The sequence below is a fragment of the Aeromicrobium endophyticum genome (genome assembly GCF_003586285.1).
Classification (GTDB): domain Bacteria; phylum Actinomycetota; class Actinomycetes; order Propionibacteriales; family Nocardioidaceae; genus Aeromicrobium; species Aeromicrobium endophyticum.
In genome coordinates this window covers 1127557-1140297 of sequence record NZ_QUBR01000002.1, presented here as the reverse complement: position 1 = coordinate 1140297, position 12741 = coordinate 1127557, and the positions used below count along the sequence as shown (strand labels likewise).

Below are 12741 nucleotides of genomic sequence, written 5' to 3'. Positions count from 1 at the left end.
CACCACACGTAAGGGCACTTCGGTACTCATGGCACAGGACTACTACGCAACGCTCGGCGTCGGTCGCGAGGCGACCCCCGAGGAGATCAAGAAGGCGTACCGCAAGCTCGCGCGCCAGCTGCACCCCGACGTCAACGACGCGCCCGACGCCTCCGACCGCTTCAAGGAGGTGACGGTCGCCTACGAGGTGCTGTCCGACCCGCAGAAGCGGTCGATCCTCGACCGCGGCGGCGACCCCATGGGCGGCGGACGCGGCGGCGGCTTCGGCGGCGGCGCGCAGGGCTTCAACTTCGACGACATCATGGACGCGTTCTTCGGCCAGAACGGGCAGCGCGGTCCGCGTCCGCGTCAGCAGCGGGGTCAGGACGCCCTGCTGCGTCTCGACGTCGACCTGGCCGAGGCGGCCTTCGGCGTCACGCACGAGATCAAGGTCGACACCGCGGTCACCTGCACCACGTGCGACGGCAGCGGCGCCGCCAACGGCTCGCAGCCCGAGACGTGCCGCACGTGCCACGGGCACGGCGACGTCCAGCACGTGCAGCGCTCCCTGCTCGGCGACATCCGCACGTCGCGGCCGTGCCCGACGTGCCACGGCTTCGGCACCGTCATCCCCGACCCGTGCCCCGAGTGCGCCGGCGAGGGCCGCGTGCGGTCGCGCCGCTCGATCTCGGTCACGATCCCGGCCGGGGTCGACCAGGGCACGCGCATCCAGCTCGGCGGCGAGGGCGAGGTCGGCCCCGGTGGGGGACCGGCTGGCGACCTCTACCTCGAGATCAACGTGGCCCGTCACCCGGTCTTCCAGCGCAAGGGCGACCAGCTGTTCTGCCAGGTCAGCGTGCCCATGACAGCCGCCGCGCTCGGCACGCACCTCGACCTGCCGACGCTCGAGGCCGACGTGGCCGGCACGGCCGAGGGCGAGCGCACCGTCGGGCTCGACGTGCCCTCGGGCACCCAGTCGGGCGAGACCATGACGATCAAGGGCTTCGGCGTGCCCCGCCTGCGCGGCTCGGGTCGCGGAGACCTGAAGGTGCAGGTCGTCGTCGAGACGCCGTCGCGCATCGACGACGAGCAGCGTGCCCTGCTCGAGCAGCTCGCGAAGCTGCGCGAGGAGGAGCGTCCCGAGGCGCTCATGGGCACCCACCACAAGGGCGTCTTCCACAAGATCAAGGACGCCTTCAAGTGAGCGGCACCGACAGCACCAACGGCCTCGAGGCCGTGCCCGACTGCCTGTTCTGCAAGATCGTGGCCGGTGACGTCCCGGCCGAGATCGTCTCGACGACCGACCACACCGTGGCGTTCCGCGACATCAACCCGCAGGCGCCCACGCACGTCCTGGTGATCCCGCGCCTGCACGCGCCCGACGCCGCCAGCCTGGCGCTGGCCTCGCCCGAGGCCGCCGTCGCGCTGCTGGTCGAGACCCGGCGCATCGCGATGGCCGAGGGGCACGACTCCTATCGACTGGTCTTCAACACCGGCGAGGGTGCCGGGCAGACGGTCTTCCACGCGCACGGGCACGTCCTCGCCGGCCGCGACCTCACCTGGCCCCCGGGCTGAGGCGACCCGACGATTCGCACGGTGTCGCAGGGGTTGCGTACGATTGGCATCACATGACTGACGACATCCAACCCGCGCACACGTTCACGATCCCGTCGAGCGTCCCGGCCGTCGCCCTGCTGGGGCCGGCCGACGAGTTCCTCCGCCTGATCGAGGACTCCTTCGCCTCGACCATCCACGCCCGCGGCAACACCATCACGGTCACCGGGCCGCCGTCCGAGGCCGCTCTCGTCGAGCGGCTCCTCGACGAGCTCGTGACGATCCTGCGCACGGGCCAGAACCTGACGCGCGAGACCGTCGAGCGCAGCCTCTCGATGCTGCGCACCGAGACGCGCGAGAAGCCGGCCGAGGTGCTGAGCCTCAACATCCTGTCCAACCGCGGACGCACCATCCGGCCCAAGACGGTCAACCAGAAGCGCTACGTCGACGCCATCGACAAGCACACGATCGTGTTCGGCATCGGCCCGGCCGGCACCGGCAAGACCTACCTGGCCGTGGCCAAGGCCGTCCAGGCGCTGCAGGCCAAGCAGGTCAACCGCATCATCTTGACCCGTCCCGCGGTCGAGGCGGGCGAGCGCCTGGGCTTCCTGCCCGGTTCGCTCAGCGAGAAGATCGACCCGTACCTGCGTCCGCTGTACGACGCGCTGCACGACATGGTCGACCCCGAGACCATCCCCAAGCTGCTCACGGGCGGCGTCATCGAGGTCGCCCCGCTGGCCTACATGCGCGGCCGCTCGCTCAACGACGCGTTCATCATCCTCGACGAGGCGCAGAACACCACGCCCGAGCAGATGAAGATGTTCCTGACCCGGCTGGGCTTCGGCTCCAAGATGGTCGTGACCGGCGACGTCACCCAGGTCGACCTGCCGAGCGGCAACAAGAGCGGCCTGCGCGTCGTCCAGGACATCCTCGACGACGTCAGCGACATCCACTTCGCCCACCTGAGCGCCACCGACGTGGTCCGCCACAAGCTGGTCGGCCAGATCGTCGCCGCCTACGGCGAGTTCGAGTCCGAGACGCACGAGGCAGGTGCTGACTCCCGTGAACGTCGACGTTCTCAATGAGTCCGGTGCCGACGTCGACGTCGTCGGTCTCACCAGGCTCTGCCGCTTCGCCATGCGCCGCATGCGGCTGCACCCCGCCACCGAGCTGACGGTGCGGCTCGTCGAGCCCGACACCATCGCGGTGCTCAACGAGCAGTGGATGGGCAAGAAGGGACCGACCGACGTCCTGTCGTTCCCCATGGACGAGCTCACGCCGGGCAAGGACGACGAGGAGAGCCCCGAGGGCTACCTCGGCGACATCGCGCTGTGCCCCCAGGTCGCCGAGCAGCAGGCGCCCGCCGCGGGCCACTCGACGCAGGACGAGGTCGAGCTGCTCACGGTGCACGGCATCTTGCACCTGCTCGGCTACGACCACGCCGAGCCCGACGAGCATCGCGAGATGTTCGGCATCCAGGGCCGCCTGCTGCTCGAGTGGCAGCAGTCCGCCGCGGGCGTCGACCCCGAGGACGCATGAGGTCGTCGCGATGACGTGGTTGCCCATCGTGCTGTCCGTCGTCCTGGCGGTCGTGGCCGGCATGCTCGCCAGCGTCGACGCCGCGATCTCGGCGTTCTCGAAGGCTCGCGCCGAAGAGCTCGAGACCGAGGGACGCTCGGGTGCTGCCGGCCTCGTGCGGATCCTCGACGACCCGGCGGCCTTCCTCAACTCGGTGCTGCTGATGCGCGTGCTCACCGAGACCGCCAGCATCGTGCTGGTCGCGCTGGTGGTGGCCGACCACCTCGACGGTCTCTGGCCGCGCTTCGGCGTCGCCGTGGCGATCATGGTCGTCGTGAGCTTCGTGCTCATCGGCGTCGGGCCGCGCACGCTCGGCCGCCAGCACGCCGAGTCGATCGCCCTGGCCTCGACCGTGCCGGTCATCGTCCTGACCCGTCTGCTCGGGCCGCTGCCGCAGCTGCTGATCCTGCTGGGCAACGCCGTCACGCCCGGCAAGGGCTTCCGCGAGGGTCCGTTCGCGTCCGAGGTCGAGGTGCGCGAGCTCGTCGACCTCGCGGCCGCCAGCTCGATCATCGAGACCGACGAGGGCCGCATGCTGCAGTCGGTGTTCGAGCTCGGCGACACCATCGTCCGCGAGGTCATGGTGCCGCGCACCGACCTGGTGTTCGTCGAACGTCACAAGACCCTCCGCCAGGCGATGTCGTTGGCCCTGCGCAGCGGCTACTCGCGCATGCCGGTGGTCGGCGAGAACCTCGACGACGTCGTCGGCATGGCCTACCTCAAGGACGTCACCAAGCGGGTCTTCGACAACCACACCGCCGAGACGACCGAGCGCATCGAGTCGATCATGCGTCCGTGCCTGTTCGTGCCCGACACCAAGCCGGCCGACGACCTCCTCAAGGAGATGCAGGCGCAGCGCATGCACGTCGCGATCGTCGTCGACGAGTTCGGCGGCACGGCCGGCATGATCACGATCGAGGACATCCTCGAGGAGATCGTCGGCGAGATCACCGACGAGTACGACACCGAGCCCGACGCCAGCCAGAAGCTGTCCGACGGCTCGTGGCGGGTCAGCTCGCGCTTCGAGGTCGACGACCTCGAGGACCTGTTCGACATCCCGATCGAGGACGAGGACGTCGACTCCGTCGGCGGCCTGATGGCCAAGCACCTGGGCAAGGTGCCGATCCGCGGCAGCGTCGTCGAGGTCGAGGGGCTTCGCTTCGAGGCCGAGGGCCCGTCCGGGCGACGCAACCGCATCGGGCACGTCGTCGTGAGCCGGCTGACGCCCGACGAAGACACCGACCTTCTGGAACGACGACCGAAAGGGTCCGATCATGGATCTCAGTCCTGAGGACTCCAAGCTGGTGACGCTGGCCCGCAGCTCGCGCGCCCGCACGCAGGCCGAGCACGGCGCGGCGGTGCGCGACCAGGACGGTCGCACCTACGTCGCCTCCACGGTGCACCTGCCGTCGCTGCACGTCGACGCGCTCGACCTGGCCGTCGCGATGGCGGTCTCGTCCGGCGCCACGGGCGTCGAGGCGGCTGCGCTGGTCGGTGAGATGGTGCCCGAGCCGGTCGTCGACGGCACGGCCGTGCGCGACGTCTCGGGGCACGGTGTCGCGGTGTACCTGGCCGATCCGCAGGGCACGGTCGTGAAGGTGCGCACCACATGAGCGCCGAGGGCTCGCCGGCGCACCGGTCCGGCTTCGCGTGCTTCGTCGGACGTCCCAACGCCGGCAAGTCGACCCTGACCAACGCCCTGGTCGGCGGCAAGATCGCGATCACTTCGTCCAAGCCGCAGACCACGCGGCACGCGATCCGCGGGCTGGTCAACCGCGACGACGCCCAGCTGATCCTGATCGACACCCCCGGCCTGCACAAGCCGCACACGCTGCTGGGTGAGCGGCTCAACGCCCTGGTGCGCTCGACGTGGTCGGAGGTCGACACGATCGGCATGTGCCTGCCAGCGAACGAGAGCGTCGGCGAGGGCGACAAGTTCCTGATGCGCGAGCTCGCCGAGCTGCAGAAGACGGGCCAGGGTCGCAAGAAGCCGATCTTCGCCATCTCGACGAAGATCGACCTCGTCAAGCCCGACCGCCTTCGCGACCACCTCCTGTCGATCCAGCAGGCGAGCGCCGACCTGGGGCTGCAGTTCCAGGAGATCATCCCCGTCTCGGCCGTCGCCGACGACCAGGTCGAACTGCTGGCCGACCTGCTGATCGCCACCCTGCCCGAGGGCCCCGCGCTGTACCCCGAGGGCCAGCTCACCGACGAGCCCGAGGAGACGCTGATCGCCGAGATCATCCGCGAGGCGGCCCTCGAGGGCGTCCGCGACGAGCTGCCTCACTCGATCGCCGTCGTGGTCGACGAGATGGTGCCGCGCCCCGACCGTCCCGAGCACAAGCCGCTGATCGACGTCCGCGTCAACGTGTACGTCGAGCGCGACAGCCAGAAGGGCATCATCATCGGCAAGCAGGGTGCCCGCCTGCGTCAGATCGGCAGCGACTCGCGCTCGCAGATCGAGAAGATCCTCGGCACGCCGGTCTACCTCGACCTGCACGTCAAGGTGGCCAAGGAGTGGCAGCGCGATCCCAAGCAGCTGCGCAAGCTCGGCTTCTGAGGCTCGCGCGCTACTTCCAGATGCCGCGGTGGGCCTTCTTGGCGGATCGCTCGGCGCGCAGGTACGACTGCTTCGTGGTGAGCGGTGCGCAGGTCCGCGCGTCGTAGAAGCGCGCCCATCCCTTCGCCAGCTGCAGCTTGTTGGCGTCCTTCGAGCCACGCTTCACGAAGCGCAGCAGGCGGCCGTACTGGTCGGTGTACGGCTGGGTCGGGTCGCTCGTCAGCGTGACGGTCCTCTTCGGCGGTGTGAGCTTCTTGAGCGCCTTGGTGGCTTCTCCGTAGCCCTTCTTCCTGCGCTCGGGCGAGTTGATGCCGAGCAGCCGGACTTTCGTGCGCCGGCCGTCGACACGGACCCGCAGGGTGTCGCCGTCGATCACCGACTCCACGACGGCTCGCTGCGTGACCTTCGGGTTCGCGGCGCACCGCGCCACGAGAGGTGCCGGCGGCGCCGGTTGCGGCGACGAGTAGCTGCACGGGCACGGGAGCGTCTCGCAGGCCAGACCGTCATGCTCACGGTCGAGGGCGTGAGGGTCGAGGGCCGGGCCACCGTTCTCGATGAAGAAGGCCTGTGCCTCGGCCTGGGTGGCGAAGTCTCCGCAGTCCTTGTCGATGAACGCCCGCGCCGGTGTCGCAGCGAGCAGCGAGGCGCCGACGAGGACGATGCCGAGGATGGTCGCAAGAGTGCCGCGCACACGAGTCATCGCCAGAACGTAACAGCCGTGCGTCCGATTCGCGGTGGAATCGGAGGGAAAATCAGACCTCCGGCGGCGGCGCGGAGCGCGGTGAAGCTATCCGGCTCGTGGTTGTTGTCGTGTGAAGCGGGAGTGGCGTTGTGGTGTTCGGGTGGGGTCGATGTCGGGCGGGGGGATGATCTCGACGATGCCGTCGGGGGCCATCCGTGCGGTCCATCGGCCTTCGTGGACGAGGTGGTGGTGGGGCGCACGGTTCGTTCCTCGCCGCACCAGCGGCTCGTGCCTCGCCGCTGCGGGCTTCGCCCGTGCGCCTGCCTCCCTTCGGTCGGTCATGGTGAGGACGCGGGGGAAGACGCAGCCGCCGTCGCGGGTGGCCAGGATGAGGCGTTGGTGACGGTCGTAGAGGCGTTTGGTGGTGCCGTGGTCGATGACCTTCGAGTCGCCGTCGAGCAGCAGGGCCACGAGGTGGGCGTTGCAGGCCATCCGTTGGGCGCGGGCGGACATGGTGGTGCCTGAGGTGTTGGTGGCGGTGCCTGCCTCGGTGCGCAGGTCGTCGACGTCGATCACCACCCCCGCAGACCGTGACTAGAACACCTGTTCGACTAGTTCCAGACCAAAGCCTGCCACCGACACGAACCAGAGACCGTCCACACGCGGTAAGCGCACCTCGAAACCACTCTCGCCCTGCGGCATTTCGACCGTCACCTCGACATCCGTCACGACAGCTCGCGGGGGACCGGAGCGGCACCACTGCACCAGGTGCTCCACGACGTCGTCCGAGCCCTCGAACACCGCCTCGACCGATCCGTCGGGACGGTTCGCGACCCACCCGGCAGCCCCGACGCGGACCGCCTCCTGCTGGCAGGAGGCGCGGAAGAACACGCCTTGGACGGTTCCGCGGACGATGACGTGGCGCCGGCTCATGCGCACCACCGTAATAGGGTCACCGGGTGGATCGACTCGCGCTCGTCGCCGACTGCGGCAGCTGCTTCGGCCTGTGCTGCGTGGCCCTGGCCTTCGAGCGGTCGGCCGACTTCCCGGTCGACAAGGACGCTGGCGACCCGTGCCAGCACCTCGACAGCGGCTTCGGCTGCTCGATCCACGCCGACCTGCGCAGCGAGGGCTACCGCGGCTGCACGGTCTACGACTGCTTCGGCGCCGGGCAGCACGTGTCGCAGGTGACCTTCGGCGGTGTCAGTTGGCGTGACGACCCGACGACGTCCGGCGCGATGTTCGCTGCCCTGCCGGTGATGCGGCAGCTCCACGAGATGCTCTGGTACCTCGTCGAGGCGGCCGAGCGGCCCGAGGCGACCGTGCTGCACGACGAGTTGTCCCGAGTCCGGCAGATGACCCTCGAGCTGACGCGGACCGATGCCGCACGGCTCGATGACATCGACCTGCCGGCGCACCGCGATCTCGTGTCGCCGCTCCTGCAGCAGGTCAGCGCCCTCGTGCGGGCGCCGTTCGCCGGCCCCGACCACCGCGGCGCAGCGCTGCTCGGCGCGAAGCTGCGACGCGCCCGCCTCCGCGGTGCCGACCTCCGCGGCTCGCTGCTGATCGCCGCCGACCTGCGCGGGGCGGATCTGCGCTCCTGCGACCTGCTCGGTGCCGACCTGCGCGACGCGCGGCTCGACGGCGCCGACCTGACGGACTGCCTCTTCCTGACCCAGACGCAGGTGGCGTCCGCCCGCGGCGACGCGAGCACACGGCTGCCGGTAGCACTGGCCGCGCTGCGGCGTCCGGCGCACTGGGTCGGTGCGCCGTAGCATCGGTGGGGTGGAGCAGGTCGGAGCCGTCGAGGCGCTGAAGGAGATCGCGTTCTGGCTCGAGCGGGCGCGGGCGACGTCGTACCGCGTCGAGGCCTTCCGTCACGCCGCCGCCGCGATCGAGCACCTTTCACCCGACGACATCGCCGACCGCACCCGCACCGGACAGCTCAAGCGGGTCAAGGGCATCGGCGACCGGACGTTCGGCGTGATCCGCCAGGCCGTCGACGGTGACGTCCCCGGCTACCTGGCCGAGCTGCGCGCGGACGGCGGGGCTCCGCTGGCGTCGGGTGGCACCCGGCTGCGCGCGCAGCTGCGGGGCGACCTGCACAGCCACTCCGACTGGTCGGACGGTGGTACGTCGATCGACGAGATGGCGCGGGTCGCCCGGTGGCGTGGCCGCGAGTACCAGGTGCTGACCGACCACTCGCCACGGCTGACGATCGCCAACGGGCTCACGTCCGAGCGCCTCGCCGAGCAGCTCGACGTCGTCGCCGAGGTCGATGCGACCTACGACGACTTCCGGCTGCTGAGCGGCATCGAGGTCGACATCCACGACGACGGCAGCCTCGACCAGACCGACGAGATGCTCGAGCGGCTCGACGTCGTGGTGGCCAGCGTCCACTCCAAGCTGAAGATGGAGCGGCGTGCCATGACGCGCCGGATGATGACGGCCGTCGCCGACCCGCACACCAACGTCCTCGGCCACTGCACCGGACGCCTGGTCGAGGGTGGACGCGGTCAGCGTCCGCAGTCGGACTTCAACGCCAAGGCTGTGTTCGCGGCGTGCGCCGAGTTCGACGTCGCGGTCGAGATCAACTCGCGCCCCGAGCGCCAGGACCCGCCCGATCCGCTCATCCAGCTGGCCCTCGACGCGGGCTGCCTGTTCGCGATCGACACCGACGCCCACGCGCCGGGCCAGCTGGACTTCCTCGACCTCGGGGCCGAGCGCGCGGACGCGGCAGGCGTGCCCGCCGACCGCATCGTCACGACGTGGCCCGTCGAGCGGCTGCTGGAGTGGTCGCACGCCAAGCGCTGAGCTCGCCCGTGCCGGACGGTCAGGTGGGCGCGCCGCCCGGCCGTACCATCCATCGCTCGGGGCTGGGCAGCACCTCGAACCCCACGGCGGCGTAGAGGCCGTGGGCGTCGCCGGTGGTGAGGACCATGCGCTTCAGGCCGAAGGTGTCGAGATCGGCCGTGAGCCCCTCGACGAGCATCCGGCCCACGCCTCGGCCCCGCTCGGACGCATCGACGAACACGTCGCATACCCACGCGAAGGTCACGCAGTCGGTGACCGCGCGGGCGTAGGCGACCTGGCGCCCTGACCGGTACACGCCGTAGTTGCGTGAGCCGTCGATCGCGGCGTCCTGCGTGGCCCGGCTGCGACCGATCGCCCAGTACGCCTCGCGGCTCAGCCAGGCATGCACCTGGGCTCGGTCGAGGCGGTCGGCGTCGGCCGAGAACTCGGCACCCGGGACGAGGTGGGGCACGCTCAGACGGGGGCCGCGGACGGCTGCGCGTCGGCCAGCTCGCTCCACACGTCGGCGGTGAGGTCGGTCGCCGTGCGGCCCGTCACCTGGTCGTAGACGTCGATGAGGCCGCCGAGGTCCTTGACCATCCGGCGGGCGCGTGCCGGCCCGTTGGCGCAGTCGGCGCGGCACTCGCCGGCGGCCACCCGGTGGGCGACGACGAGGGCAGCCAGGCCGTAGGCCTCGGCCGCCTCGAGCTCGGGCGACAGCGCGAACGGGAACATCCGCGACATGCCGGCGTGGAAGTCGACGTGCTCGGGGTCGAGGTCGCCGGTGGACAGGGGAGCGGTCATCGCCGACGAGAAGGCGTCGCGGACGTCGTCGTCGGTGCCGTCGCGCCCGATCCACGACTCGGCCAGCTCGATCGCGACCAAGGCCCGCGACCGGGCGGACGGCTCGACCAGGGCGACGACCTGCCGGGCCTGGGCGATCCGGAGTCGTGCCCGCAACCCGGGGGAGTCGTCGGTGGTGCCGAACAGGCGTCCGATCAGCGGCACGAGGCGGGGGCGGTCCCCGTCGCGCAGCAGGTCGTTGGTGGTGCGCGCCTCGTGCGCGAGCAGCGGGTGCGTGCACTCGGGGCGGTCGCTCCACTCCTCGCCGGCGAGCATCGAGACGTACTCCATCACGCAGGCCTCGCCCTGCTCGGCGTCGTGCGAGCCGGAGGAGAGCGTGGGCAGGAAGTCGGGCGTGGTCATGACTCCATTGTCCCGTGCCGGGTCAACCGTTGCTCGCGACGAAGACGTTCGCCGCGCGACATGCCTCGGGCACCTTGTCGTAGAAGGGGCTGGACGGCTCGAGCGGCCCGACCTCACCGCCGCCGATCCGGATGGTGTCGCCGATGCCGTACGTCGTGCCGTCGACGGTGACCCGGAGCGGGTCCGGCGTCTTGATCGTCGTGCCGTGGGGCCAGATCACGACCGTGCCCGGACCGCCGTCAGGATCTCCGAGACCGAGGCATCCTCCGACGTCGGCGAGCGGGGCGCGCGCCAGCGCCTGCATGCCGTCGCCCGTCTGCCGGTCGACCAGGACCAACGTGTCGCCGTTCTCGTTGAGGACCTTCTCGCCGGCGCTGCGCACCACGACGATCGCGATCAGCACGGCGGCGAACGCGACGACCAGCCCACCGACGACGAGCCGGCGGCGGCGTGCGGACCGGTCGAGATCGCGATCAGCCATGACGCCGGAACAGTCGCGAGAAGAGCGTGGGACGCCCGACCGGCATAGGGTCGGCCAGGTCGTCGAGATCGATGCCCTCGGCATCGGCACGATCGAGCAGGCTCGCCATGCGCTCCGGCTCCAGCACATATGGCTCGAGCAGCACGCGGGCGCGATCCAGCGACGAGATCTCGCCGTACGCGCAGAACATGTCGGCCTCCGAGTCGAGCTCGAGGCTGTCCGCGAGCAGGGGGTCGAGCAAAGTCAGCACGCCTTCCCAGAAGTAGCCGTTGGGCTCGGTCTGGCGGCTGAGCACGAGGTCGTCCACCGGCGTGCCGCCGCAGTCCAGCACGAGCGACGGTGCGTCGTCGCCGGTCCATAGTCGGAAGGGGGCGGCGTCAGTCATGGCACCAGTGTCTCAAGGTGCTCGGGGGCTCAGCGCATCAGCGTGGCGGCGACCGTCGCACCCAGCTCGGTCGCCGCGGCGAGGTGGGCGTCGTCGGGGTCGCCGAGGAAGCAGAGGGGGTCGGCGACCCGGCGCCAGCCGATGCCCGTCGTGATCGACTCCATCGCCCGCTCGGCACCGCTGGTGTCGCTGCGGCCGTGCACGTAGTAGCCGAACGGACGTCTGCCGGTCTGCTCGCTGGCGGCGTCGAACGTGACGTCGAAGAAGTGCTTGACGGCCCCGGACAGGTAGCCGATGTTGGCGCTCGTGCCGATGACGTAGCCGTCGGCGGCCAGCACGTCGTCGACCGAAGCAGACAGCGCCTCCTGCACCTCGACGTCGACGTCCTCGATCTCGTCGTGGCGCGCGCCCGCCACGACCGCCTCGAGGACGGCCTGCAGGTTGGGGGTGGGGGAGTGGTGGACGATCAGCAGGCGTGCCATGGCCTCACCGTAGCGATGGCCGTCGCACCTGGGCCCGCGGACGGGCGTCCGAGTTCACCGGAACGAGCCTGCGCGTTTGCGCCGATGTGTCTAACATCGCGTATGGAGTTCGAGACCGTAGCGCGCGCCATCCTCGGCAACATCGAGCGGGTCATCGACGGCAAGCCCGAGGCGGCCGAGGCCGCGCTGGTCGTCTTCCTCGCCGAGGGGCACCTGCTCATCGAGGACGTGCCGGGCGTCGGCAAGACCGTGCTCGCCAAGGCGCTCGCCCGCTCCGTCAGCTGCTCGGTCCGCCGCATCCAGTTCACGCCCGACCTGCTGCCGTCCGACATCACGGGCGTCTCGGTCTACAACCAGGTCGACCGCGAGTTCGAGTTCAAGCCCGGCGCGGTGTTCGCCAACATCGTCATCGGCGACGAGATCAACCGTGCCTCGCCCAAGACCCAGTCGGCGCTGCTCGAGGCGATGGAGGAGCGACAGGTCACCGTCGACGGCACGACCTACGCGCTCGCGACCCCGTTCACGGTCGTCGCGACGCAGAACCCCTTCGAGATGGAGGGCACGTACGCCCTGCCCGAGGCGCAGCGGGACCGCTTCATGGCGCGCATCTCGATGGGCTACCCCGACGCCGCCGCCGAGCTCGCCATGGTGCAGCAGCGCGACGCCTACAACCCCTTCGACGGTCTCTCGCCGGTCGCGACGGTCGACGACATCTCGGCGATGATCGCGACGGCCCGGGCCATCCACGTGTCGTCGGCGGTCGAGCAGTACGTCGTCGACCTCGTGCAGGCCACCCGCACCGACACCGAGCTGCGCCTCGGCGCGAGCCCACGGGCCACGCTCCAGCTCATCCGGGCAGCCAAGGCGCGGGCGGCCGTCCACGGGCGCGACTTCGTGCTGCCCGACGACATCGACGTGCTGGCGGGGGTGGTGCTGCCCCACCGCCTGATCGCGATGCGCGGGGTGTCGTCGGTCGAGGAGGTCGTCGCACGCATCGTGGCCGAGACGCCGGTCCCGGCCGGCGCGGTCCAGCAGCGCTGA

The 12741-nt window shown here is 70.5% G+C and carries 18 protein-coding genes; 10 read left to right on the top strand and 8 right to left on the bottom strand.

Annotated features, from left to right (window positions below; all coding sequences use genetic code 11):
* Nucleotides 1–28: 28 nt before the first annotated feature.
* The 7 genes from dnaJ to era are packed head-to-tail and all read left to right on the top strand — an operon-like array spanning nt 29 to nt 5671.
* Nucleotides 29–1183, top strand: coding sequence for a molecular chaperone DnaJ (dnaJ, locus tag DX116_RS16115; protein ID WP_119705223.1), 1155 nt, complete (start codon nt 29–31; stop codon nt 1181–1183).
* Complete coding sequence (locus DX116_RS16110; protein WP_233556828.1) at nt 1180–1554, top strand: histidine triad nucleotide-binding protein; 375 nt, start codon at nt 1180–1182, stop codon at nt 1552–1554. The genes dnaJ and DX116_RS16110 overlap by 4 nt, the downstream gene beginning before the upstream one ends.
* 53 nt (nt 1555–1607) lie before the next feature.
* Nucleotides 1608–2618 (top strand): PhoH family protein, encoded by a 1011-nt coding sequence (locus DX116_RS16105; RefSeq protein ID WP_119705222.1) that lies wholly within the window; start codon nt 1608–1610, stop codon nt 2616–2618.
* Entirely contained in the window at nt 2596–3072 is a 477-nt protein-coding gene (gene ybeY / locus DX116_RS16100; protein ID WP_119705221.1) for an rRNA maturation RNase YbeY, read from the top strand. Before DX116_RS16105 ends, ybeY begins: the two co-directional genes overlap by 23 nt.
* 10 nt (nt 3073–3082) lie before the next feature.
* The gene (locus DX116_RS16095; RefSeq protein ID WP_119705220.1) at nt 3083–4402 is read left to right on the top strand and encodes a hemolysin family protein; all 1320 of its coding nucleotides are present in this window, start codon (nt 3083–3085) and stop codon (nt 4400–4402) included.
* Complete coding sequence (locus DX116_RS16090) at nt 4386–4724, top strand: cytidine/deoxycytidylate deaminase family protein (RefSeq protein WP_199716102.1); 339 nt, start codon at nt 4386–4388, stop codon at nt 4722–4724. Before DX116_RS16095 ends, DX116_RS16090 begins: the two co-directional genes overlap by 17 nt.
* A complete protein-coding gene (era, locus tag DX116_RS16085; protein WP_119705218.1) occupies nt 4721–5671 on the top strand; it encodes a GTPase Era in 951 nt (316 codons plus the stop codon). Before DX116_RS16090 ends, era begins: the two co-directional genes overlap by 4 nt.
* 10 nt (nt 5672–5681) lie before the next feature.
* Here the strand turns inward: era and DX116_RS19990 are convergent, their stop codons facing one another.
* The 3 genes from DX116_RS19990 to DX116_RS16070 all read right to left on the bottom strand — a co-directional run bounded on the left by DX116_RS19990 (nt 5682) and on the right by DX116_RS16070 (nt 7286).
* The gene (locus DX116_RS19990) at nt 5682–6371 is read right to left on the bottom strand and encodes a thermonuclease family protein (protein WP_158592018.1); all 690 of its coding nucleotides are present in this window, start codon (nt 6369–6371) and stop codon (nt 5682–5684) included.
* An 87-nt stretch (nt 6372–6458) separates the two neighbouring features.
* Entirely contained in the window at nt 6459–6932 is a 474-nt protein-coding gene (locus DX116_RS16075; protein ID WP_119705217.1) for a DUF222 domain-containing protein, read from the bottom strand.
* 15 nt (nt 6933–6947) lie between these two features.
* Nucleotides 6948–7286 carry an acylphosphatase gene (locus tag DX116_RS16070; protein WP_199716148.1) on the bottom strand — a complete coding sequence of 113 codons (339 nt, stop codon included), beginning with the start codon at nt 7284–7286 and terminating at the stop codon, nt 6948–6950.
* Nucleotides 7287–7312: 26 nt separating this feature from the next.
* Here DX116_RS16070 and DX116_RS16065 point away from each other — a divergent pair, with 26 nt between their 5' ends.
* Together DX116_RS16065 and DX116_RS16060 are read left to right on the top strand one after the other, a co-directional pair.
* Nucleotides 7313–8128, top strand: coding sequence for a pentapeptide repeat-containing protein (locus DX116_RS16065; RefSeq protein ID WP_119705215.1), 816 nt, complete (start codon nt 7313–7315; stop codon nt 8126–8128).
* Nucleotides 8129–8138: 10 nt separating this feature from the next.
* The gene (locus DX116_RS16060; protein ID WP_119705214.1) at nt 8139–9167 is read left to right on the top strand and encodes a PHP domain-containing protein; all 1029 of its coding nucleotides are present in this window, start codon (nt 8139–8141) and stop codon (nt 9165–9167) included.
* A gap of 19 nt (nt 9168–9186) precedes the next feature.
* Here the strand turns inward: DX116_RS16060 and DX116_RS16055 are convergent, their stop codons facing one another.
* Genes DX116_RS16055 through DX116_RS16035 form a run of 5 tightly spaced genes read right to left on the bottom strand, consistent with a single transcriptional unit; the run spans nt 9187 to nt 11700 of the window.
* Nucleotides 9187–9618, bottom strand: coding sequence for a GNAT family N-acetyltransferase (locus tag DX116_RS16055; protein WP_199716101.1), 432 nt, complete (start codon nt 9616–9618; stop codon nt 9187–9189).
* 2 nt (nt 9619–9620) lie between these two features.
* Entirely contained in the window at nt 9621–10352 is a 732-nt protein-coding gene (locus DX116_RS16050; protein WP_119705213.1) for a hypothetical protein, read from the bottom strand.
* Between the two features lie 22 nt (nt 10353–10374).
* Entirely contained in the window at nt 10375–10833 is a 459-nt protein-coding gene (locus tag DX116_RS16045; protein ID WP_119705212.1) for a hypothetical protein, read from the bottom strand.
* On the bottom strand, nt 10826–11218 hold the full coding sequence (locus tag DX116_RS16040; RefSeq protein ID WP_119705211.1) for an Imm51 family immunity protein: 393 nt from the start codon (nt 11216–11218) through the stop codon (nt 10826–10828). Before DX116_RS16040 ends, DX116_RS16045 begins: the two co-directional genes overlap by 8 nt.
* Before the next feature lie 29 nt (nt 11219–11247).
* Nucleotides 11248–11700, bottom strand: coding sequence for a flavodoxin family protein (locus DX116_RS16035; RefSeq protein ID WP_119705210.1), 453 nt, complete (start codon nt 11698–11700; stop codon nt 11248–11250).
* Nucleotides 11701–11802: 102 nt separating this feature from the next.
* On the opposite strand from DX116_RS16035, the gene DX116_RS16030 reads away from it, so the two are divergent.
* Nucleotides 11803–12741, top strand: coding sequence for an AAA family ATPase (locus DX116_RS16030; protein WP_119705209.1), 939 nt, complete (start codon nt 11803–11805; stop codon nt 12739–12741).